The following is a 21324-nucleotide window of genomic DNA, read 5'->3' as shown; positions in this document are numbered from 1 at the left end:
GGCGTCTCGCGGGGTGGAACCCCACCGGCGGTGCACCGGCGGGGGATTACCCTGGGCGGCATGACCTCGCTCGATGCCGCCACCGCCACCTCGCCCGTCATCGCCACCGCGCAAGCGGCCCGCACCGCGGCCGCCGCCATCGCGCCACTCCCGCGGTCCGCCAAGGACACGGCCCTGCTGGCGATCGCGGACGCGCTGGAGGCCCGTACGGCCGAGATCATCGCCGCCAACGCCGTGGACACGGACAAGGCCCGCGCCGCCGGCACCAGCGAGACCGTCATCGACCGCCTCACCCTGACCCCGGACCGCGTCGCCGCCATCGCCTCCGACGTGCGTGACGTCGCCGCCCTCCCCGACCCCGTCGGTGAGGTCGTCCGCGGCTCCACCCTCCCCAACGGCATCGACCTCCGGCAGATCCGCGTCCCCCTCGGCGTCGTCGGGATCATCTACGAGGCCCGTCCCAACGTCACCGTCGACGCCGCCGCCCTCTGCCTCAAGTCCGGCAACGCGGTCCTCCTGCGCGGCAGCTCCTCCGCCTACGCCTCCAACACCGCGCTCGTCGCCATCCTCCGCGACGCCATCACCGAGGCGGGCCTCCCCGCCGACGCGATCCAGCTCGTCCCCGGCGAGTCCCGCGACTCCGTCCGCGAGCTGATGCGCGCCCGCGGCCTCGTCGACGTGCTCATCCCGCGCGGCGGCGCCTCCCTCATCAAGACCGTGGTCGAGGAGTCCACCGTCCCGGTCATCGAGACCGGTACCGGCAACTGCCACGTCTACGTCGACGCCCAGGCCGACCTGGACATGGCCGTGGACATCCTCGTCAACTCCAAGGCCCAGCGGCCGTCCGTCTGCAACTCCGCCGAGACCCTCCTCGTCCACCGGGACATCGCCGACGCCTTCCTGCCCCGCGCCCTCGACGCACTCGCCGACGCCGGCGTCACCGTGCACGGCGACGCCCGGGTCCTGGCCGCGGCCGAAGGCGGCAAGGTCACCGCCCTGCCCGCCACCGACGAGGACTGGGCCGCCGAGTACCTCTCCTACGACATCGCCGCGGGCGTCGTGGACTCCCTCGACGACGCCGTCGCCCACATCCGCCGCTGGACCTCCGGCCACACCGAGGCGATCGTCACCACCTCGCAGGCCGCCGCACGCCGCTTCACCCAGCTGGTCGACTCGACCACGGTCGCCGTGAATGCATCCACTCGGTTCACGGACGGTGGTCAGTTCGGATTCGGCGCCGAGATCGGCATCTCCACCCAGAAGCTGCACGCCCGGGGCCCGATGGGCCTTCCCGAGCTCACCTCCACGAAGTACATCGTCACCGGCGACGGTCACGTTCGGTAGTCGGAGCCTGGACACGGTGTGGCCGGAATTCGGCGGACACCCTGCCCAAAGGCGTCCCCCAGGTCTAGGCTGGTCCCGTGCCGGACGACGTGGGGGGCAAGCCGTTCCCGGACGACGGGGAGCCCGACGACGACCGCGGAGGCGCGGATCAGGACTTCGCCTCCGTGGTGTTCGACGAGGCCTTCGTCCGGAACGCCGAGATCCATGAACCGAGTGCCGCCGAGCGCCAGCGGGCGGCGGACCGGGCGCACGCGGAGGCGGAAGCCGCCCGCGCGGTGGCCGGCGGCTGGACGGGCGACGACGACTACGACGGATACGCCTACGGCCGTCCCGACGGCTACGAGGGCGACGAACACGGCTGGGACGACCGCGGCCCCGGCTACCCCGACGGCACCTACGGCCCGTACGGGGCCTACGGCGGCAGCCTGCGCCCGTACCGCGGCCGGGCGCCCTGGCTGCGCCCGGTCGCCTGGGTGCTCGCCTTCGTGATGGGCCTCGGCATGGTCGCGCTCGCCTTCAGCGCCGTCTACCGCAGCGCCTCGGGCGAAGCGGACCCCGCCCCGGCGCCCGCCAGCACCCCCAGGCGCGAAGTCACCGGCGTCGGCGCGTTTACGTACCCCTCCGTCCGCCAACCCTGAAGGTACGACCCCACTCGCGTACGCCGGAGTAGGGGGCTTCTCTGAAGCGGGGACAGCGGGGAGAAGCGATGGCCGTTCCAGGAGATCCGCCCAATGGCACCCCCGAAGGCATGGGCGGGGGCGACGACGAGTTCCGGTCGGACGAGTACCGATCGGTGGTGTTCGACGAGGACTTCGTCAGGGCTGCCCGGCTCCAGGAGTACTCGGCACAGGAACGCATGGGCGAACACGCCAGGGCCGTGCGCAGCCGCTCCATCTGGTCGGGCGGCTCCGGGCCCCGCACCGGCACCCCCGGCCGGGGCGCCCGGCAGGGCATGCTCCTCGTGCTGCTCATCGCCACGGCCTTCTCGGCCGCCGTCTACATGGGGCTGCGCAACCCCTACGTCCCCCCGCCCACAGGGCCCGCCCAGGCGCTCAGCAGCACCGTGGTGCCGCTCGCGCCGACCAGCGCCGTGCCCGGCGGGCGGCCCGGCGACCTGTACGCGAAGAGCCCCGCCGCCGACTACCGGGTCGGGGCGGCCGGGATCGCCCTGCCCGCCGTGCGCCGCACGGAGCACTTCACCGACGCCCAGATCCTCACCGCGCTGTCCATCGCCAAGGACTACCTGGTGAATTCCTCGCTGGACCCCGATGTCCTGGCCGGAACCGCCAACCGGCCGGTGCGCGTCCTGCTCGACCCCGACCAGCTGGCGCAGTTCGACCGCAGCATGACCTCGCCCGCCGGCGACGGCCGGCACGCGGTCACCGGCTGGCTGGTCCGCTTCGACCCGGCCACCGCGGTCGTGGCCGACTCCCGCGTCCGGGTGAACGGGACCCTCGCCTACGCGGAGGTCGCCCCGGACGTGCTGGAGGTGATCACCGACCACACCTTCGTGTACGCCGTGCGGCCGGCCACCGGAGCCCCGGCCGCGGCCGACGGCGCCTCGCTGTTCACCGTCCGGCGGGAGCTGCGGCTGCGCTTCGACCGGGACGACCTGGAAGTCCGGCGGCTGGAGCTGGTCGCGGCCTATGTGATGGCCGGGCCGCAGGACTGCTCCAGCGACCCTGCCGGGGGCTTCCGCCCGGTGCTGGCCGGAGCCGGCCCGACCACGGTGGGCCCGCCCGCGAGCGACCCGTACGCCACCGGCGAGCCGCGGCGCGCGGCCGGGCTGTGCGGCGTACTGGCGCCCTCCGCGGCCCCGGGGGAGACCTCCGTCAGCCCTGCTCCGTAGCCCCGCCCTTGCCCGCCGGACCGGTGCCCGCGCCTGATCCGCCGCCGGCACCCGTGAACTTGTCGCGGAGCTTGCCGCCCATGTCGGCCGCTCCGCCCGCGATGTCGCCCACCAGCTTGAACAGCGGGTCCTTGCTGGTGCGCACCGAGTCGGCATAGTGCGCGGCCGACTCCCGGAAGGAGTCCGTGACCGAGGCGTCCTTGTCCTCCTCGCGCCGCGGGTAGTGGCCGTCCATGATCCGCTGGTAGTCCCGGCTCTCCGACCACTTCTTCAGCTCGGCCGCCCGGACCGTGGTGAAGGGGTGCGTGCGCGGCAGCATGTTGAGGATCTTCAGCACGGAATCCCGCAGGTCGCCGCCCTTCTCGTACTCGTCGGCCTGCTCCAGGAAGGCGTCCACGTTCATCTCGTGCAGGTGGTTGCCACCCGCCAGCTTCATCAGCCCGCGCATCGAGGCCGTCACGTCCTGCCCCACCAGCAGCCCCGCGCGGTCGGCCGAGAGCTCCGACTTGCGGAACCACTCCCGCAGCGCGGTCACGAGCGCCGTGATCGCCACATTGCCCAGCGGGATCCACGCGACCTTCAGCGCCAGGTTCGTCAGGAACAGCAGGATCGTGCGGTACACGGAGTGACCCGACAGGGCGTGGCCCACCTCGTGGCCCACCACCGCCCGCATCTCCTCCTCGTCGAGCAGCTCGACGAGGCTCGTGGTCACCACGATGATCGGCTCGTCCAGCCCGATGCACATGGCATTGGGCCTCGGGTCCTGCTGCACGTACATCTGCGGGACCTTCTCCAGGTCCAGGATGTAACAGGCGTCGCGCAGCATCGCGTACAGGTGCGGGAACTGCGTCTCCCCGACCCGTACGGAGTCCGACAGGAACAGCAGCCGCAGGCTCCGCTCCGGAAGCAGCCCGCTCAGGGCCTTGAACACGGTGTCGAACCCGGTCAGCTTGCGCAGCGCCACCAGCGCCGAGCGGTCCGCCGGATGCTCGTACGCCCGCGAGGAGATACCGGGGAACCGCCTGCGGTCCCGCGCCGGTGCCTTCTCGAAACCCGTCTCCGTCATAGCGCCCTCCCCTGGAATGGCCTGCGTGGCCGTGCGTCTATCCTCTCCAACGCCTGAGTCGGCGTGAGCGTGCCCCAGGCCCCCGCATACGATGTGAGCGAAGTCTCCGCCCGCTCCCCGACTCGATAGGTACCTGCCTGATGAGCCTCGCCTCCACCGCCCACAACCTGGTCGTCCTCGCCTCGGAGGGGGCCGAACAGCACGGCGGCAACCACGACAGCCTGAACCCGTACCTGACCGGCGGCGGTGCCTTCGTCGTCCTGATGCTGATGCTCTGGGTCACCACGCGCCTGAACCGCGACCGCTAGACCGACCGGTCCGCCGGGCCAGTAGGCTCTGCGCTCATGGGAGAGCAGGAGATGCCTACCGGTCCGGTCAAGCGCCGGCTCGGCGTGATGGGCGGGACATTCGACCCGATCCACCACGGACACCTGGTGGCCGCCAGCGAGGTGGCCGCCCTTTTCCACCTCGACGAGGTGGTGTTCGTGCCGACGGGCGAGCCGTGGCAGAAGTCGCAGTGGGCCGTCTCTCCCGCCGAGGACCGCTACCTGATGACGGTCATCGCCACGGCTTCGAACCCCCAGTTCTCGGTCAGCCGCATCGACATCGACCGCGGCGGGCCGACGTACACGATCGACACCCTGCGGGACCTCAAGGCGCTGAACGACGACGCCGACCTGTTCTTCATCACGGGTGCCGACGCTCTCGCACAGATCCTGACCTGGCGGAACGCCGACGAGCTCTTCTCGCTCGCCCATTTCATCGGCGTCACCCGGCCGGGGCACGTCCTCACCGACGACGGGCTGCCCGAGGGCGGCGTCTCCCTGGTCGAGGTGCCCGCGCTGGCTATCTCGTCCACGGACTGCCGTGCGAGGGTGGCCCAGGGGGATCCTGTCTGGTACCTGGTGCCGGACGGCGTCGTGCGCTACATCGACAAGCGTGAGCTGTACCGGGGAGCCTGAGCTTCCGGAGAGAGGGGCCCCGCGGTGAACGACCGACAGGATCCGTACGACCCGTATGCCGCCCAGGAGCAGCAGCTCATCGGCTACGACGCGTACGGGCGGCCGGTGTACGGCCAGGTGCCCGCGCAGCCCGCTCCGTCCGCGCCGCAGCCGCAGTACGAGCAGCAGCAGTACGGCTACGACTACCAGGGCTACAACCAGCAGCAGCAGCAGTCGCAGCAGCCGCAGCAGTACTACGCGCCGCAGCCGCCCGCCCAGGAGTACGGGCAGCAGGACTACGCGCAGGCCCCCGGCTACGGCTACGACACGCAGCAGACCCAGCAGTGGATCCCGCAGCAGGCCGCCCCGCAGCAGGCCGCCCCCGAGCCGCCGGCCCCTGCCCCGGCCGAGCGCCGGACCGCCCAGGTCCCCGAGCCGCGCCGGCCCGACGGCGAGCCCGAGGCGGGCCGGGACTACCGCACCGAGATGTTCGCCTTCATCGACCAGCCGGACGAGGACTCCGAGGACGTCATCGACTGGCTCAAGTTCACCGAGAGCCGGACCGAACGCCGCGAGGAGGCCCGCCGCCGCGGCCGCAACCGGGTGGTGGCGCTGATCGTCGTCCTCGCCCTGTTCGTCGTCGGCGGCCTCGGCTACCTCTGGTACGCGGGCAAGCTGCCCTTCCTCGACGGCCCCGGCCAGGACAAGAGCGGCGCGACCGCCGCCGCAGGGGCGCAGAAGCGCGACATGATCGTCGTCCACCTGCACAACACCAAGAAGGGCGGCACCTCCTCGGCGCTGCTCGTCGACAACGTCACCACCAAGCAGGGCGCCACCGTCCTGCTCCCGAACGCCCTCGGCGTCAGCAGCCAGGACGGTTCCGCGACGGCGCTCGGCAAGGCGGTCGAGGAGGGCGGCCTCGGCACCCGCGAGGCCCTCGACTCGGTGCTCGGCACCCAGATCGGCGGCACCTGGCGGCTGGACACCCCCTTCCTCGAGAACCTGGTCGAGCTGGTCGGCGGCATCGAGGTCGACACCGACACCGCGGTCCCGGCCGACGACGCGGCCAAGACCCCGGCCGTGGCCCAGGGGCAGAAGCAGAGCCTGAGCGGGCCCATGGCCGTCGCGTACGCCACGTACCGCGGCCAGGGCGAACCGGAGACCAAGCAGCTGGAGCGCGTGGGCAAGGTGCTCCAGGCGGTCCTGCGCAAGGTTCCGAGCGACCCCAAGGCCGCGGCCGTGACGGTCGAGAGCATCGGGCAGATCCTCGACCCGGCCCTGAACGCCCAGACCCTCGGTGCCCTGCTGGCCCGGCTCGGCGAGCACGCCAAGGTGGGCGCGTACCGCACCGACCTCCTTGCGGTGAAGGCGGACGGCACCCTCACGGACGAGGCCAACAAGAAGGTCGTCAAGGAGGTGCTCGGCGGCTCCGTCGCCGCGGCGCAGCCCGGCGCCTCCCCGCGCGTCGGCCTCAAGGACGCCACCGGCGACGAGAAGGCGCAGGTCACGGCAAAGGCGACGCTGTTGAACGGCGGCTACACCTTCGTGGACGGCGGCAAGGCCGACAAGACCGCGGCCGCCTCCCAGATCACGTACCAGGACGACGCGCAGCGGGACCGCGCGATCGAGGTCGCCAAGACCCTGGGGCTGCCCGAGACGGTCGTGAAGAAGGCCGAGAACGTGGTGAACGCGGAGGTCGTGGTGATCCTGGGCAAGGACTACAAGGCGTCCTGACCGGGCTCCGGCCCGGTCCCGAGGAGTGCTTTCGCCCGCGCGGGCCGTTCCGCGCGGGCGGTGTCGGCGGTACATGAGACCCTTGTAAGGATCTGCCCGCCAACCCGAAAGCATGGCCAGTGACCGCCACGGACCGCTCCATCGAGCTCATCACCGCCGCCGCCCAGGCCGCGGCCGACCGGCTCGCGCACGACATCATCGCGTACGACGTCAGCGACGTGCTGTCGATCACCGACGCCTTCCTGCTCGCCTCGGCGCCCAACGACCGTCAGGTCAAGTCGATCGTCGACGAGATCGAGGAGCGCCTGCTCAAGGAGCTCGGCGCCAAGCCGGTGCGCCGGGAGGGCGACCGCGACGCCCGCTGGATCCTGCTCGACTACGTCGACATCGTCGTCCACGTCCAGCACAGCGAGGAGCGGGTCTTCTACGCGCTGGAGCGCCTGTGGAAGGACTGCCCCGAGATCGAGCTGCCCGAGGACGCCAAGCTCACCATCGGCAAGGCCGAGGAGCACGCCAAGCTGCGCGAGGCGGCGGGCGACGAGGATCTGGACGGTGATCTGTTCTGAGCGCGAGCACCTCGGGCAAGTCCGGACGCAAGATCGTCCTCTGGCGCCACGGCCAGACCGCGTGGAACCTGGAGCGGCGCTTCCAGGGCTCCACGGACATCGAGCTGACCGAGGCGGGTGTGGCGCAGGCGCGCCGCTCCGCGCGGCTGCTCGCCTCGCTGAAGCCGGATGCCATCGTGGCCTCCGACCTGCAGCGCGCCTCCGCCACGGCGGCCGAACTGGCCTCCGTCACGGGGCTGCCCGTGCAGCACGACGCGGCGCTGCGCGAGACGTACGCCGGCGAGTGGCAGGGCCTCACGCACGACGAGATCATCGAGAAGTACGGCGAGCAGTACGCGGCGTGGAAGCGCGGCGAACCGGTCCGCCGCGGCGGCGGTGAGCTGGAGACCGAGGTCGCCGACCGCGCCGCGCCGGTGGTCCTGGCGCACGCCGACCGGCTGCCGCAGGGCGGCACCCTCGTCGTGGTCAGCCACGGCGGCACCATCCGTACGACGATCGGGCGCCTGCTGGGCCTGAACGCGTACGACTGGGAGGGCCTGGGCGGGCTCTCCAACTGCTGCTGGTCCGTCCTCGGTGAGGGCGCGCGCGGCTGGCGCCTGTTGGAGCACAACGCCGGCACCCTGCCGGAACCGGTGCTCGGCGACGACGACTGAGCTGCTTCCCGCCGCTTCTTGCCGCTCCCTGCCGGGGCTGCCACCTGGATTTCACTTTCCGGCTGGTCACAGGCTAGAGTTCTTCTTGTTCGCAGCGCAGAACACCGGAGACGGGGGGAGCGCGGCGGAGAGCGGGGCTATAGCTCAGTTGGTAGAGCGCCTGCATGGCATGCAGGAGGTCAGGAGTTCAATTCTCCTTAGCTCCACAATCAGGATCCCGTCCCCAACAGGGGGCGGGATCCTTGTTTTTGTACCCTTTGCGTTTGCTGACCTGGCCCGCACCGGCATGGCAGAATCGGACCGCCGGAGGGGGGAGACGACGGCCCGACGCGGGAGGGAGTCGCTGACGGATGGGTGCACACCGGCGCCGGTGCGACTGGTGCAACAACGGCACGCCGATCGTGCGGGACATGGACCCGGTCAACCCCGACTACCAGTACTGGTGCGAGGAATGCGCGCGGGCGCTGATCATAAAAGGCGACCCGATCGAGACGTACCGCGAGCTGGAAGGGGAGCCGATCTACGGCCGGCTGCTCGACGAGCACTGCACGCTCAAGCGGTTCTATCAGTTCGCGAGAGCGTGACAAGTTGGATCAAATCGGACATGGCCCATGGTCGGTGGAAACCGATTTTTGGACCAGGGCCATGACCGTGTAATGTTTGGGACGTCGCCAAGGGGAACCGGCAAGGGGAACCGAAGCGGCAAGCAGAACAAGGGGCTATAGCTCAGTTGGTAGAGCGCCTGCATGGCATGCAGGAGGTCAGGAGTTCAATTCTCCTTAGCTCCACAGTGAAGAAGCGGGCCACCCGGATCGGGTGGCCCGCTTCTCGTCATGCGGTCGTCCGAGCGGGCGCCACGGGTGCTGCGGTACCCTGACGCCATGCGTGCCGTACGCCTTCTGCTTACCGAGCCGCGCTGATCAGCGCCGACCTTCGAGAGGTCGGCATCGGCGCGGCGTCCCCTCCTGTGCGAGGGGTTTTTTCGTTTGGGCAGGCAGAGACGGCGAAGACGATCGATGGAGCTTCAGAAATCATGAGCGAGACGAACACCCCGGCCCCCGAGGCGGCCGAGGCGCACCGCTACACGGCTGCCATGGCCGCCGACATCGAGGCACGCTGGCAGGACGTATGGGACGCGCAGGGCACGTACGAGGCCCCGAACCCGACCGGTGACCTGGCAGGGGATCCCGCGGTGGTCGCACGGCCCAAGAAGTTCATCATGGACATGTTCCCGTACCCGTCCGGTGCGGGGCTGCACGTCGGTCACCCGCTCGGGTACATCGCCACCGACGTCTTCGCCCGCCACCAGCGGATGACCGGCCACAACGTCCTGCACACCCTGGGCTTCGACGCGTTCGGGCTGCCGGCCGAGCAGTACGCCGTGCAGACCGGCACGCACCCGCGGGTGTCGACCGAGGCGAACATCGAGAACATGAAGGTCCAGCTGCGCCGGCTGGGTCTGGGCCACGACAAGCGCCGCTCCTTCGCGACGATCGACCCGGACTACTACAAGTGGACCCAGTGGATCTTCCTGCAGATCTACAACTCCTGGTACGACGCCGACGCGGGCAAGGCCCGGCCGATCACCGAGCTGGTCGCCGCCTTCGAGGACGGCTCGCGCGAGGTTCCCGGTGGCCGCGCCTGGGCCGAGCTGACCGCGGGCGAGCGCGCCGACGTGCTGAACGGCTTCCGGCTGGCCTACGCCTCCGACGCGCCGGTGAACTGGTGCCCCGGGCTGGGCACCGTACTGGCCAACGAGGAGGTCACCGCGGACGGCCGGTCCGAGCGCGGCAACTTCCCGGTCTTCAAGTCGCGCCTGAGCCAGTGGAACATGCGGATCACCGCGTACGCCGACCGGCTGCTGGACGACCTGGACGTGCTGGACTGGCCCGAGGCCATCAAGCTGCAGCAGCGCAACTGGATCGGCCGCAGCGAGGGCGCGCGCGTCGACTTCGCGCTGGGCGACGAGGCGATCACCGTCTTCACCACCCGCCCGGACACGCTGTTCGGCGCCACCTACATGGTGCTGGCGCCCGAGCACCCGCTGGTCGAGAAGTTCATCCCGGCCGCCTGGCCCGAGGGCACCCACGCGGTGTGGACTGGCGGACACGCCACCCCGGCCGAGGCCGTCACCGCGTACCGCAAGCAGGCCGCGGCCAAGTCGGACGTCGAGCGGCAGGCCGAGGCCAAGGACAAGACCGGTGTCTTCACCGGCGAGTACGCGGTCAACCCGGTCAGCGGCCAGAAGGTCCCGGTCTTCATCGCCGACTACGTGCTGATGGGCTACGGCACCGGCGCGATCATGGCGGTCCCGGCGCACGACGCCCGCGACTTCGAGTTCGCGCGCGCCTTCGAGCTGCCCGTCCGCTGCGTGGTCGAGCCGACCGACGGCCGCGACATCGACCCGGCCGAGTGGGACGACGCCTTCGTCTCCTACGACGCCACGCTGGTCAACTCGACGGGCGAGGGCATCTCCCTGGACGGCCTGGGCGTCGTCGAGGCGAAGGCCGCGATCACCGACTGGCTGGCCGAGCGGGGCATCGGCGAAGGGACCGTCAACTTCCGCCTGCGCGACTGGCTGTTCAGCCGTCAGCGCTACTGGGGCGAGCCCTTCCCGATCGTCTACGACGAGGACGGCGTCGCGCACCCGCTGCCCGAGTCGATGCTGCCGCTGGAGCTGCCGGAGGTCGAGGACTACTCGCCGCGCACCTTCGAGCCCGACGACGCGGCCTCCAAGCCGGAGACCCCGCTGTCGCGCAACGAGGAATGGGTCAACGTCGAGCTGGACCTGGGCGACGGCCGTGGCGCCCGCTCCTTCCGGCGCGAGACCAACACCATGCCGAACTGGGCCGGTTCCTGCTGGTACGAGCTGCGCTACCTGGACCCGAACAACGCGTCGGCGCTGGTGGACCCGGAGATCGAGCAGTACTGGATGGGCCCCCGCGAAGGCGCGCCGCACGGCGGTGTCGACCTGTACGTGGGCGGCGCCGAGCACGCCGTGCTGCACCTGCTGTACGCCCGCTTCTGGTCCAAGGTGCTGTTCGACCTGGGTCACGTCTCCTCTGCGGAGCCGTTCCACAAGCTGTTCAACCAGGGCATGATCCAGGCGTACGCGTACACCGACGCGCGCGGCGTCTACGTCCCGGCGGCCGAGGTCGAGGAGCGCGACGGCGGCTACTTCTACCAGGGCCAGCCCGTCAAGCGTGAGCACGGCAAGATGGGCAAGTCCCTGAAGAACGCCGTCACGCCCGACGAGATCTGCGAGGAGTACGGCGCCGACACCCTGCGCCTGTACGAGATGGCGATGGGCCCGCTGGACGTCTCGCGTCCGTGGGACACCCGTGCCGTGGTCGGCCAGTACCGCCTGCTGCAGCGCCTGTGGCGCAACATCGTCGACGAGGAGACCGGCCGGGTCACCGTCGTGGACGGGGAGCCGGCCGAGGACACCCTGCGCGCGCTGCACAAGGCGATCGACGGGGCCGGCGCGGACATGACCGGCCTGCGCTTCAACACCGCCATCGCGAAGATCACCGAGCTGAACAACGCCCTGACTAAGGCGGGCCGCCCGCTGGAGCGCTCGGTCGCCGAGCGGCTGGTGCTGCTGATCGCCCCGCTGGCCCCGCACATCGCCGAGGAGCTGTGGAGCCGTCTGGGCCACGGCGAATCGGTGGTCCACCAGGACTTCCCGGTCGCGGACCCGGCGTACGTCGTGGACGAGACCGTGACGTGCGTGGTGCAGGTCAAGGGCAAGGTCAAGGCGCGGCTGGAGGTGTCGCCGGCGATCTCGGAGGCGGAGCTGGAGCAGCTGGCCGTCACCGACGAGGGCGTCGTGGCGGCGCTGGGCGGCGCGGAGATCCGCAAGGTGATCGTGCGTGCGCCGAAGCTGGTGAACATCGTCATCTGACCGCGGTCGGATGCGCCGCCCCCGCATGGGGGAGATCCCGTACGGGCAGGTTGGGGGTTCGAATGGAACCCCCAGCCTGCCCGTGGCGTTTACGGTGGAGGGGACGGCAGTAAGCCGGCGGGGACTGGGGAAGGGACACTCATGGAGGCCGCGTTGATCATCTTCGCGCTGATGGTGCTTTTCGCCTTCCTGGGCTTGGGGGCGTACGCGACCGTCAAGGTGGTGCAGGCGACCAAGCGCGGAGTGGACCGGACGATCACCCAGGCGCGACGGACGGTGGAGGACACCACCCTGCGGGCCAAGAGCTTCGGCCAGGTCGGGGTCACAGGGGCGCTCGCGCAGCTGCGTCTGGACCTGCGGACGTCGATGCGGTCCACGCAGCAGGCACTGCACGAAGGGGTCCGGCTCGACGCCTCGCTGCGGGAGTCGATCGCTCTGTTCGAGCGGCTGAGCGCGCACGGGCACGAGCTGGACGACGAGCTGAAGCGGCTGGAGCAGGATCCGGACCGCACGCGGATCGCGGAGCGCATGCCAGACCTGCGGGAGCGGACGGCCAAGATCACACAGGCCGCGGACTCGCTGCGCTGGGCCGCGCGGGACCGTGCCAGCCGATTCGCGGAGGACGACCTGTCCGCCCTGTCGGCCCAGATCGAGATGGAGTCCGGCGCGCTGCGGGACTGGTCACGGGAGTCCGTGGACCACCTGGCGGCGGCGGCCGCGGAGTGGGACGCGACGCAGCAGGCGCAGGGCTCGCAGCAGCCACAGGGCCCTCAGCGGGCACAACAGCGTGAGCAGCCTCGGAAAGCGGCGCTCAATCCTGCCGCTCCGGCGCCCGAATACCCCTGGCAGAAGACACGCCGTCCGGAAAGCACGACCTGATCGGCAGTCCTTCGAGCCCCGCCGGGCCGGGCGGGGTGAGCCCCGCACAGCCGTCCGCAGGCCCCGGCAGGGGGCCCAGGCTGCCGTCACACCCCCACTGGCGGTAACCTCCGCCTCATGTCCCGCCATGTCGCCATCGTCACCGATTCCACGGCCTACCTGCCCCCACCGGCCATGGCGCGGCACGGAATCACCTCCGTACCGCTGACCGTGGTCCTCGGCGGCGAGGCGCTCGAGGAGGGCACCGAGATCTCGGCGCGCAGCCTGGCCGTGGCCCTGCAGAAGCGCCGGTCGGTGACCACCTCGCGGCCCAGCCCGGAGGAGTTCGTCCGGGCCTACCGGGCGGCCGCGGACGCCGGGGCGACCGGCATCGTCAGCCTCCACCTGTCCGCCGAGCTGTCCGGCACGTACGACGCCGCCGTGCTCGCCGCGAAGACCGCACCCGTGCCGGTGCGCGTCGTGGACACCGGCATGATCGCGATGGCCCTGGGCTTCTGTGCGCTGGCCGCCGCCGAGGTGGCCGAGGCGGGCGGTTCCGTGGACGAAGCCGTGGCGGCCGCCGAGAAGCGGGCGGCGGACATGTCCGCGTACTTCTACGTCGACACCCTCGACTACCTGCGCCGTGGCGGCCGGATCGGGGCCGCGCAGGCACTCTTCGGCTCGGCGCTGGCGGTGAAGCCCCTGCTGACGCTGGAGGGCGGGCGGATCGAGCCGCTGGAGAAGGTGCGCACGGCCTCCAAGGCCATCGCCCGCCTTGAGGAGCTGGCCGTCGAGCGGGCCGGGTCCGCGGCCGTCGACGTGGCCGTGCACCACCTGGCGGCACCGGAGCGGGCCGAGAAGCTCGCCCAGCGGCTCCGCGAGCGCATCCCCGGCCTGGTCGAGCTGCACGTCAGCGAGGTCGGTGCGGTGATCGGCGCGCACACCGGGCCGGGGCTGCTGGCGGCGGTCGTCTCCCCTCGCTGATCACCGGAACGGGTGGCCCGGTTGTCCACAACGGGCTGGCCATCCACCGGAATTGAAGGCTCCGAACGGGGGTCGGGACGGGCCCCTACCGTCGTGGCATGACTCTTCGAACGCGTACTTCACATCCGTCGGGCGGCGCCGGCAGTGGTCCGGGCCGCTCCCGTCCTTCGGACAGTCGTCTTTCCGACGGCCGCCTCTCCGACGGCCGTCTCTCCGGCAGTCGTCTCTCCGGCAGTCGTCTCTCGGACGGTCGTTTCCCGGGAGGTCGTCTCCGCCACCGCCGTGGCCTGGGCGGGCGCCCGGGTCACCGGGTTCCCCATGCCGAGCCCGGCGCGGTGCGCCGACGGGCCGAAGCCCTGCTCGGTGGCAGCGGTCTGCCGCAGGCACCGCCGCCGGCCGGGGCGGATCCCGGGACCCTGCCCGACGAGGCAGCCGACCCTGGTCCGGCCGACCCTGGTCCGGCGGGGCTCGAGGCGGCCGGGCTGCCCTCCGCGGCCGCGCGGAGGCTGGCCGTGCGGGAGCGGCTGCCGCTGTGGCTGCAGGCCCGGTGCGGGGTGGAGCCGCGCACGGTCGCCGCCGTCGCCGTGGTGCTGGCCGCCGCCGTCGGCTTCGCCGGGCAGCAGTACTGGTCGGCCCGGCCGCGGCCGGTGAGCGTCCCCGCGCTCGTCGCCCCGGGCGCGGTCCCGGCGGCGGCCACGGCACCGGCTGCCGCGCCGGCCGCGGGTGGGGGAGCCGGCGGTGGCGCGCGGATCGTCGTCGACGTCAGTGGGAAGGTCCGGGATCCCGGGGTGCGCCGGCTGCCCGCCGGTTCGCGGGTGGAGGACGCGCTGGCCGCCGCCGGGGGAGTGCGCCCGGGCACCGACACCACCGGATTGAACCGGGCCCGGGTGCTCGTGGACGGCGAGCAGGTGCTGGTGGGCGCCCCGGCGCAGCCTGCACCGGGCGGGTCCGCCGCCGGTCCGGGTTCGGGGCCGGGGCCGGGAGCGGGACCGCTCAGTCTGGGTTCGGCCACGGTCGCGCAGCTGGACGGTCTGCCGGGGGTCGGGCCCGTCCTGGCCCAGCACATCGTCGACTTCCGCACCGCCCGCGGCGGCTTCCGGTCCGTGGAGGAGCTCCGCCAGGTCGACGGCATCGGCGAGCGGCGCTTCGCCGACCTGCGTACGCGGGTGCGGCCGTGAACCGCTCCGAAGGGCCGTCGGGCCCGGTGGATCTGCGCCTGGCGGTGCCGGCCGTGGCCGCCTGGGCGGCGGCCGCCCTCGCCCTGGATGCGCCCGCCGGCCCGACCGCCCTCGGGGTGGGGCTGGGGGTGGTCTGCGCGGGTCTGCTGATCCTGGCCGGGTGCCGGCGCCCGGGCCCGTTGTGGAAGGTCGCCCCGGCCGTGGCGGCGGCCCTGCTCTGTGCGGCGGCTGGGGCAGGGGTGGCGGGGCTCCAGCGGGCCGAGGCGCGGGCCGGTCCGGTCGCAGGGCTCGCGCGGGAGCATGCCCGCGTCCTCGCCGAGCTCACCGTCGGCTCCGACCCGAGGACCGCCCGCGGTGGCAGCGGGCCGCCGGTGGTGGTGCTGGACGCGGTGGTGACCCGGGTGACCGGGGCCGGCGGGACGAGCACCCGGGTCGAGACCCCGGTGCGGGTGCTGGCCGGGCATGCGGCATGGGCCCGGCTGCAGCCGTCGACCCGGGTGGCGGTGGTCGCCCGGCTGGCCCCGGCCCGGGACGGAGAGCGGGCCGTGGCACTGCTCCGCCCGGCCGCTGACACCCCGCCCCGGGTGACCGGCGGTCCGGACACCGCGCAGCGGCTCGCGGGGCGGTTGCGGGCCGGGCTGCGCGAGGCCACCGAGGGGCTCGCACCGGACGCCCGGGCCCTGCTGCCCGGGCTGGTCGTCGGGGACACGTCCAGGGTGCCGCCCGATCTGCACGAGGCCTTCCGGGCCACCGACCTGCTGCACCTGCTGGCCGTCTCCGGGTCCAACCTGACCGTGGTGCTGTTCCTGCTCATCGGGCCCCCGGCCCGCGCGCAGCAGGCCGAGCGGCGCGGGCTGGCGCCCCGGCTCGGGCTCTCGCTGCGGGTGACCTCCCTGTGCGGGGCGGCCCTGACACTGGGGTTCGTGGTGGTGTGCCGGCCGGAGCCCAGCGTGCTGCGCGCCGCGGCCTGCGGGGCGGTCACCCTGCTGGCCATCGCCACCGGGCGGCGCAGGTCCCTGATCCCGGCCCTGGGCGCGGCCGTACTGCTGCTGGTGCTCTACGACCCGTGGCTGGCCCGCAGTCACGGCTTCCTGCTCTCCGTGCTGGCCACCGGGGCGCTGCTCACCCTCGCTCCCCGGTGGAGCGAAGCCCTGCGGCGGCGCGGGATGGGCCCCCGGCTCGCCGACGCGCTCGGAGCCGCGGGGGCCGCCCAGGCGGTGTGCGCGCCGGTGGTGGCCGTGCTCACGGCCCGGGTCAGCCTGGTGGCGGTGCCGTGCAACCTGCTGGCCGAGCTCGCGGCGGGCCCGGCGACGGTCCTCGGCTTCGCCGCGCTCGCCGCGGCCCCGCTGTGGATGCCCGCCGCGCAGGTGCTCGCCTGGTGCGCGGGCGTGCCGGCCGGGTGGATCGCGGCCGTGGCCCGGACCGGGGCGCGGGTGCCGGGGGCGGAGCTGGCCTGGCCGGGCGGGCTCACCGGCGGCCTGCTGCTGGCCGCGGCCACCGTGGCCGTCGTGGCCGCGGGAAGCAGGATCGGGCCGCGGCGGCGATGGCTCTGCTCCGCGCTGGCGGTGCTGCTGCTCCTGGCCGTGCTGCGGCCGCCGCAGCTCACCCGTACGCTCACCGGCTGGCCTCCGCCCGACTGGAGCTACGTCCAGTGCGCCGTGGGGCAGGGGGACGCCGCCGTCCTCGCGGTCGGCCCGGGAGAGGCCCTGGTGGTGGATGCCGGACCGGAGCCCGGCCCGGTGGACCGCTGCCTGCGTGCGCTGGGTGTGCACCGGGTGCCGATGCTGCTGCTGACGCACTTTCACGCCGACCACATCGGAGGGCTGTCCGGGGTGCTGCGGGGGCGGTCCGTCGGTGTGATTCAGGCCACCACGCTGGAAGAGCCCTCGGCGCAGGCCGAGTTCGTCCGCCGGACGGCCGCGGCCGCGGGCGTGCCCGTGGTGCGGGCGGTCCAGGGGGAGCGCCGCCGGGCCGGCCCGCTGGAGTGGCAGGTGCTCTGGCCGCCGGCGGCCGGGCCGCCGCCCGAGGGGCCCAACGACGCGAGCGTCGCCCTGCTGGTACGCGCCGCGGGTCTGACCCTGCTCCTGCTCGGCGACCTCGAACCACCCGCGCAGCAGGCGCTTCTGAGGGAGCATCCGCAGTTGGGTCCGGTGGACGTCCTCAAGGTCGCCCACCACGGCTCCGCGCACCAGGATCCCGAGCTGACCGCCCGGGTCCGGCCGCGCCTCGCGATTGTTCCCGTCGGCACAAAAAACCGTTACGGGCACCCCGCGCCCGGTACGCTCACACGCCTGCGGGCGGTCGGGGCGACAGTGCTGCGCACCGACACCGACGGCTCGATCGCCGTCAGTGGAACCGGCGTTCGGATGCGTGCGTTTCCGGCCACCCGGCGCCGGATCCGGCGTGGGCATACCGGGCGTGACCGCTCTGTTTGCCCACAACCCGACAGCATGATCGAATGCGTCTTCGCCAGAACGGTCCAAGTCCACACAGCACGGGGGTGCATCAGCCATGTTCGGTCGCCGACGGGGGATGGAGACAGCCGGAAGTTCCAGCCCGCACACATCCGCGACACTGACGCTGCCGCCGACGGCGCGCCTGCTCAGCTGCCGGGTTCTCGACACGGTCCACCAGCCGATCCGGCAGGCCGCGTTCGAGGTGACCGACCCGATCGGGCGCCGGATCGTCAGCGGGGAGACGGACCCGTACGGCGGTTTCACGGCGGCCGTGCCGGAGGGCGAGTACCGGCTCTCCGTCACCGCCGAGGGGTACACGCCGTTCCACGGGGCGACGCTCGTGGGGGACCCGGCGCAACCGGGCACGGGGGAGATCATCCTCGACGCGGTGGAGCCGCCGCTGCTGCCGCAGCTCGGTCACTGGGAGCTCGACCCGACGCACTCCTCCATCGCCTTCACGGCCCGGCACATAGGGATGGCGCGGATCCGCGGCCGGTTCAACACGTTCGCCGGAGCGGTACGGATCGCCGAGCGCATGGAGGACTCCTCCATGCACGTGATCATCGATGCGGCGAGCATCGACACCGGGGTGCGGCTGCGCGACGACCACCTGCGGTCGGGGGACTTCCTGGACGCGATCCGGTACCCCACGGTGGAGTTCTACAGCGAGCGGTTCATCCACCGCAGTGGCAGCCGCTGGGCGGTGGCCGGCGCCCTGACCCTCCACGGGGTCAGCCGTTCCGTCACCCTGGACACGCAGTACCTGGGTCTCGGCACCGGCCTGGAGGGCGAGCCGCGGGCCGCCTGCCGGGCCAGCGCCGAACTGAACCGCGAGGACTTCACCCTGAACTGGCAGTCGGTGCTGGCGCACGGGATCGCGGCGATCGGTACGAGCGTGGACGTGACGCTGGACGTCCAGATCGTGCACAAGGCCTGATCCCGGACGCTCCCCTACGGGGCTTCCAGCCAGCCTTCGTACTCGGCGGCGAGGCCGTCCAGCGAGGTGGCGTCGAGCCGTTCCTGCGGGTCCTCGACGACCACCAGCCACTGGGCGTCCTCGGCGTCGTCCTCGCCGGCCAGCGCGTCGCGGACCAACTGCGGTTCCTCCGGGAGGCCGAAGCGGTCCACGGCCTCCTGCGCCACCTCCTCGGCGGCGTCGCGGTCGGGCAGGACGAGTACATGTCGCACGTTCACGCGACCATTCTCGAGTATCCGGTGAGGGGGGCCGGGGCGCGGGGGGTTGTCAGTGCGGCATGGGATGCTGGAGGCGATGGCCACCAGGAAGAACCCCACCGACGATCCGCTCGCCCCGCTCACCCTCGCGGTGGGGCAGGAGGAGCTGCTGCTCGACCGCGCCGTGCGGGAGGTGGTGGCGGCCGCCCGCGCCGCCGATGCCGACACGGACGTCCGCGACCTCGCCTCCGAGCAGCTCCAGCCCGGCACCCTGGCCGAGCTGACGAGCCCCTCGCTCTTCTCCGAGCGCAAGGTGCTGGTCGTGCGCAATGCGCACGACCTCTCCGCGGACTCGGTCAAGGAGGTCAAGGCCTACCTCGACGCGCCCTACGAGGAGATCATCCTCGTCCTCCTCCACGCGGGCGGGGCCAAGGGCAAGGGCCTGCTGGACGCGGCACGGAAGGCCGGCGCGCGGGAGATCGCCTGCCCGAAGATGACGAAGGCCGCCGACCGGCTCGCGTTCGTGCGGGGAGAATTCCGCACGCTGGGCCGGGCGGCGACCCCGGAGGCCTGCCAGACCCTGGTCGACGCGATCGGCAGCGACCTGCGGGAGCTGGCGAGTGCGGCGGCGCAGCTGTGCGCGGACGTCGAGGGCACCATCGACGAGGCCGTGGTCGGCCGCTACTACACCGGCCGGGCCGAGGCCTCCAGCTTCACGGTCGCCGACCGGGCGGTCGAGGGACGTGCGGCCGAGGCCCTGGAGGCCCTGCGCTGGTCCCTGTCCACCGGGGTGGCGCCGGTCCTGATCACCAGCGCGCTGGCCCAGGCGGTGCGCGCGATCGGCAAGCTGGCCTCCGCCCCGCGCGGGGCCCGCCCCGGCGACCTCGCCCGGGACCTCGGCATGCCGCCGTGGAAGATCGACCGGGTCCGCCAGCAGATGCGGGGCTGGTCGGCGGACGGCGTCGCGGACGCGCTGCGCGCCGTGGCCGCCGCCGACGCGGGGGTCAAGGGCGGTGGCGACGACCCCGAGTACGCCCTGGAGAAGGCGGTCGTGGCGGTGGCCCGCGCGGCCCGCCCGCAGCGCCGCTGAGCCGTCTCCTTCGGATCCTGTCGGCCCGCTGCTGCGGCTGGCCCGCCTGCCGGCCGTCGGCGCGTGGGTCCGTCGCGCCAGGGTTAGCCTGGACACGGGGAATCGCCGGTCAGGCCGCCTCCACCAGTGGACGGAAGCGGTGTCCCGGTGGGCGAGAGGGAGGTGCCGTGGCCGGCAGACTGCGGGTGACGATGGTGAACGCCGGGCCCTTCACCATGCCGAAGGGCGACCTCCTGTACGGGGCCGGCGGCATGGTCACCGTGCCCTCGACCGTGGCCGTCATGGAGCACGCCACCCACGGGGTGGTCCTCTTCGACACGGGGATCAACCACCGCGTGGCGGACCCCGAGGCCGCCGAGGCCCACTGGGGTCCGGGGCTGCGGGCGGCGTACGGGGCCGAGGGGTTCACCCGGGCGCACGCCGTCGACGCGCAGCTGGAGCGCCTCGGCTACCGGATCGCCGACGTGAGGTACGTCGTCTACTCCCACCTGCACCTCGACCACGCCGGAGGGATGACCTACTTCCCGCACGCCGTGCACGTGGTCCAGCACGAGGAGCTGCGCCACGCCTGGTGGCCGGACCGCTGGACCGCCCGGGGGTACGCGTTCAACGACTACGCGGGCAGCCGGGACTACGAGTTCCTGGAGCTCCGGGGTGACATGGACCTGTTCCAGGACGGAACGCTCACCCTCCTGCACACCGCCGGCCACACCCCCGGTCACCAGGGAGTCGTCCTGGACCTCGAGAACTACGGACGGATCGGCCTCATGGGCGACGCCGCGCACCTGCAGGAGGGCCTGGACCGGAACGTGCCCATGCCCAGCGACTGGAACATCCAGGAGAAGCTGCTCAGCCACGGGCGCCTGCGCGCGCTGTCCCGGGCCGGCATCCCGGTGTTCCTCTCCCACGACCCCGGCCACTTCGCGGCCCTGCCGCACGACGGCGAGTTCTGGGACTAGAAGGCGAACCCGCCAGGTCAGCCCGTGAGCCCCTGGAACGGCGCCATGACCAGCGTGCGCCGCGCCGGTCTGCTGCGCGGAGCGCGCCGTGATCAGTGTGCCGATGCCGTCCGCGGGTAACGCGAAGGCCCCGGTCGCCACCCTGGGGAAGGGTGGAGGCCGGGGCCTTCGGTCACTGCATTGGGTGCGCCGCACCCGCGTGGCGAACGCAGGCCGCGTGCGGCGCGGTGTGCCGGTGAAGGAGCGGAAGAGAGGGCCCGCTGGGTCCTTACCGGCGATTCACATCGAGAGCTCAGCCCTGGAGGGAGGCAACCTTGATCGCCAGCGCCGACTTCTTGTTGGCGGCGGCGTTCTTGTGGATGACACCCTTCGAGACAGCCTTGTCGAGCGCACGCGCGGCGGCGCGAGAAGCCACGGTGGCCTTCTCGACGTCACCGGCGACGACGGCCTCGCGGGCCTTGCGGATCGCGGTCTTGAGCGAGGACTTGACGGCCTTGTTGCGCAGGCGCGCCTTCTCGTTCGTCTTGTTCCGCTTGATCTGGGACTTGATGTTCGCCACGAAAGAGCCT

Annotated in this window: 19 protein-coding genes, 2 tRNA genes and 1 pseudogene; 19 read left to right on the top strand and 3 right to left on the bottom strand. The window is 72.5% G+C overall.

Annotated elements, in window-relative coordinates; genetic code table 11:
* Nucleotides 1-60: 60 nt before the first annotated feature.
* The 3 genes from OG472_RS17205 (at nucleotide 61) to OG472_RS17195 (ending at nucleotide 3193) form a co-directional block, all read left to right on the top strand.
* Entirely contained in the window at nucleotides 61-1344 is a 1284-nt protein-coding gene (locus tag OG472_RS17205) for a glutamate-5-semialdehyde dehydrogenase (RefSeq protein WP_401601974.1), read from the top strand.
* A gap of 77 nt (nucleotides 1345-1421) precedes the next feature.
* The gene (locus OG472_RS17200) at nucleotides 1422-1982 is read left to right on the top strand and encodes a hypothetical protein (RefSeq protein WP_401601972.1); all 561 of its coding nucleotides are present in this window, start codon (nucleotides 1422-1424) and stop codon (nucleotides 1980-1982) included.
* A gap of 68 nt (nucleotides 1983-2050) precedes the next feature.
* Nucleotides 2051-3193 (top strand): hypothetical protein, encoded by a 1143-nt coding sequence (locus OG472_RS17195; RefSeq protein ID WP_401601970.1) that lies wholly within the window; start codon nucleotides 2051-2053, stop codon nucleotides 3191-3193.
* On the opposite strand, the gene OG472_RS17190 is transcribed toward OG472_RS17195, so the two are convergent.
* Nucleotides 3177-4259, bottom strand: a complete 1083-nt coding sequence (locus OG472_RS17190; protein WP_401601968.1) for a M48 family metallopeptidase — start codon at nucleotides 4257-4259, stop codon at nucleotides 3177-3179. The genes OG472_RS17195 and OG472_RS17190 overlap by 17 nt on opposite strands.
* Before the next feature lie 140 nt (nucleotides 4260-4399).
* Here OG472_RS17190 and OG472_RS17185 point away from each other — a divergent pair, with 140 nt between their 5' ends.
* From OG472_RS17185 to OG472_RS17120, 14 genes and pseudogenes are all read left to right on the top strand, one after another.
* Nucleotides 4400-4567, top strand: coding sequence for a hypothetical protein (locus OG472_RS17185; RefSeq protein ID WP_327413986.1), 168 nt, complete (start codon nucleotides 4400-4402; stop codon nucleotides 4565-4567).
* Nucleotides 4568-4603: 36 nt separating this feature from the next.
* Nucleotides 4604-5221 carry a nicotinate-nucleotide adenylyltransferase gene (gene nadD / locus OG472_RS17180; protein WP_327413985.1) on the top strand — a complete coding sequence of 206 codons (618 nt, stop codon included), beginning with the start codon at nucleotides 4604-4606 and terminating at the stop codon, nucleotides 5219-5221.
* 24 nt (nucleotides 5222-5245) lie between these two features.
* A complete protein-coding gene (locus OG472_RS17175; protein ID WP_405830096.1) occupies nucleotides 5246-6934 on the top strand; it encodes an LCP family protein in 1689 nt (562 codons plus the stop codon).
* 119 nt (nucleotides 6935-7053) lie between these two features.
* Nucleotides 7054-7500 (top strand): ribosome silencing factor, encoded by a 447-nt coding sequence (gene rsfS / locus OG472_RS17170; RefSeq protein WP_319720701.1) that lies wholly within the window; start codon nucleotides 7054-7056, stop codon nucleotides 7498-7500.
* Nucleotides 7497-8153, top strand: a complete 657-nt coding sequence (locus OG472_RS17165) for a histidine phosphatase family protein (protein ID WP_401602493.1) — start codon at nucleotides 7497-7499, stop codon at nucleotides 8151-8153. Before rsfS ends, OG472_RS17165 begins: the two co-directional genes overlap by 4 nt.
* Nucleotides 8154-8286: 133 nt before the next feature.
* A tRNA-Ala gene (locus tag OG472_RS17160) sits at nucleotides 8287-8359 on the top strand.
* A gap of 144 nt (nucleotides 8360-8503) precedes the next feature.
* Nucleotides 8504-8737 (top strand): hypothetical protein, encoded by a 234-nt coding sequence (locus OG472_RS17155; protein WP_008738908.1) that lies wholly within the window; start codon nucleotides 8504-8506, stop codon nucleotides 8735-8737.
* A gap of 131 nt (nucleotides 8738-8868) precedes the next feature.
* Nucleotides 8869-8941 (top strand) — tRNA-Ala (locus OG472_RS17150).
* A gap of 245 nt (nucleotides 8942-9186) precedes the next feature.
* Nucleotides 9187-12057, top strand: a complete 2871-nt coding sequence (leuS, locus tag OG472_RS17145) for a leucine--tRNA ligase (protein ID WP_405941694.1) — start codon at nucleotides 9187-9189, stop codon at nucleotides 12055-12057.
* Nucleotides 12058-12198: 141 nt separating this feature from the next.
* Complete coding sequence (locus OG472_RS17140; protein WP_405941693.1) at nucleotides 12199-12936, top strand: hypothetical protein; 738 nt, start codon at nucleotides 12199-12201, stop codon at nucleotides 12934-12936.
* Nucleotides 12937-13053: 117 nt separating this feature from the next.
* Complete coding sequence (locus tag OG472_RS17135) at nucleotides 13054-13899, top strand: DegV family protein (RefSeq protein ID WP_401601960.1); 846 nt, start codon at nucleotides 13054-13056, stop codon at nucleotides 13897-13899.
* Nucleotides 13900-14234: 335 nt separating this feature from the next.
* The gene (locus OG472_RS17130) at nucleotides 14235-15077 is read left to right on the top strand and encodes a helix-hairpin-helix domain-containing protein (protein WP_405941692.1); all 843 of its coding nucleotides are present in this window, start codon (nucleotides 14235-14237) and stop codon (nucleotides 15075-15077) included.
* Nucleotides 15074-17452: pseudogene (locus OG472_RS17125) on the top strand (ComEC/Rec2 family competence protein); the annotation flags it as partial. The gene OG472_RS17130 and the pseudogene OG472_RS17125, both read left to right, overlap by 4 nt.
* A 136-nt stretch (nucleotides 17453-17588) precedes the next feature.
* Entirely contained in the window at nucleotides 17589-18470 is an 882-nt protein-coding gene (locus OG472_RS17120) for a YceI family protein (protein WP_405941691.1), read from the top strand.
* Nucleotides 18471-18484: 14 nt separating this feature from the next.
* On the opposite strand, the gene OG472_RS17115 is transcribed toward OG472_RS17120, so the two are convergent.
* The gene (locus OG472_RS17115) at nucleotides 18485-18727 is read right to left on the bottom strand and encodes a hypothetical protein (protein ID WP_319720706.1); all 243 of its coding nucleotides are present in this window, start codon (nucleotides 18725-18727) and stop codon (nucleotides 18485-18487) included.
* A 76-nt stretch (nucleotides 18728-18803) separates the two neighbouring features.
* On the opposite strand from OG472_RS17115, the gene holA reads away from it, so the two are divergent.
* Together holA and OG472_RS17105 are read left to right on the top strand one after the other, a co-directional pair.
* Nucleotides 18804-19796, top strand: a complete 993-nt coding sequence (gene holA / locus OG472_RS17110; RefSeq protein WP_401601954.1) for a DNA polymerase III subunit delta — start codon at nucleotides 18804-18806, stop codon at nucleotides 19794-19796.
* 167 nt (nucleotides 19797-19963) lie between these two features.
* On the top strand, nucleotides 19964-20755 hold the full coding sequence (locus OG472_RS17105) for an N-acyl homoserine lactonase family protein (protein ID WP_401602492.1): 792 nt from the start codon (nucleotides 19964-19966) through the stop codon (nucleotides 20753-20755).
* Nucleotides 20756-21047: 292 nt separating this feature from the next.
* On the opposite strand, the gene rpsT is transcribed toward OG472_RS17105, so the two are convergent.
* Complete coding sequence (gene rpsT / locus OG472_RS17100; protein WP_319720709.1) at nucleotides 21048-21314, bottom strand: 30S ribosomal protein S20; 267 nt, start codon at nucleotides 21312-21314, stop codon at nucleotides 21048-21050.
* Between the last annotated feature and the right edge of the window lie 10 nt (nucleotides 21315-21324).

The organism is Streptomyces sp. NBC_00207 (genome assembly GCF_045160965.1).
In the GTDB taxonomy this organism is placed as follows: domain Bacteria; phylum Actinomycetota; class Actinomycetes; order Streptomycetales; family Streptomycetaceae; genus Streptomyces.
This window is presented reverse-complemented; position numbering and strand designations above follow the sequence as displayed.

Excerpts from the sequence above, each read along its gene's own strand:
- OG472_RS17205 (WP_401601974.1), top strand. The coding sequence starts at position 61 with ATGACCTCGCTCGATGCCGCCACCGCCACCTCGCCCGTCATCGCCACC.
- OG472_RS17195 (WP_401601970.1), top strand. The coding sequence starts at position 2,051 with ATGGCCGTTCCAGGAGATCCGCCCAATGGCACCCCCGAAGGCATGGGC.
- OG472_RS17190 (WP_401601968.1), bottom strand. The coding sequence starts at position 4,259 with ATGACGGAGACGGGTTTCGAGAAGGCACCGGCGCGGGACCGCAGGCGG.
- OG472_RS17185 (WP_327413986.1), top strand. The coding sequence starts at position 4,400 with ATGAGCCTCGCCTCCACCGCCCACAACCTGGTCGTCCTCGCCTCGGAG.
- nadD (WP_327413985.1), top strand. The coding sequence starts at position 4,604 with ATGGGAGAGCAGGAGATGCCTACCGGTCCGGTCAAGCGCCGGCTCGGC.
- OG472_RS17155 (WP_008738908.1), top strand. The coding sequence starts at position 8,504 with ATGGGTGCACACCGGCGCCGGTGCGACTGGTGCAACAACGGCACGCCG.
- leuS (WP_405941694.1), top strand. The coding sequence starts at position 9,187 with ATGAGCGAGACGAACACCCCGGCCCCCGAGGCGGCCGAGGCGCACCGC.
- OG472_RS17140 (WP_405941693.1), top strand. The coding sequence starts at position 12,199 with ATGGAGGCCGCGTTGATCATCTTCGCGCTGATGGTGCTTTTCGCCTTC.
- OG472_RS17135 (WP_401601960.1), top strand. The coding sequence starts at position 13,054 with ATGTCCCGCCATGTCGCCATCGTCACCGATTCCACGGCCTACCTGCCC.
- OG472_RS17120 (WP_405941691.1), top strand. The coding sequence starts at position 17,589 with ATGTTCGGTCGCCGACGGGGGATGGAGACAGCCGGAAGTTCCAGCCCG.
- holA (WP_401601954.1), top strand. The coding sequence starts at position 18,804 with ATGGCCACCAGGAAGAACCCCACCGACGATCCGCTCGCCCCGCTCACC.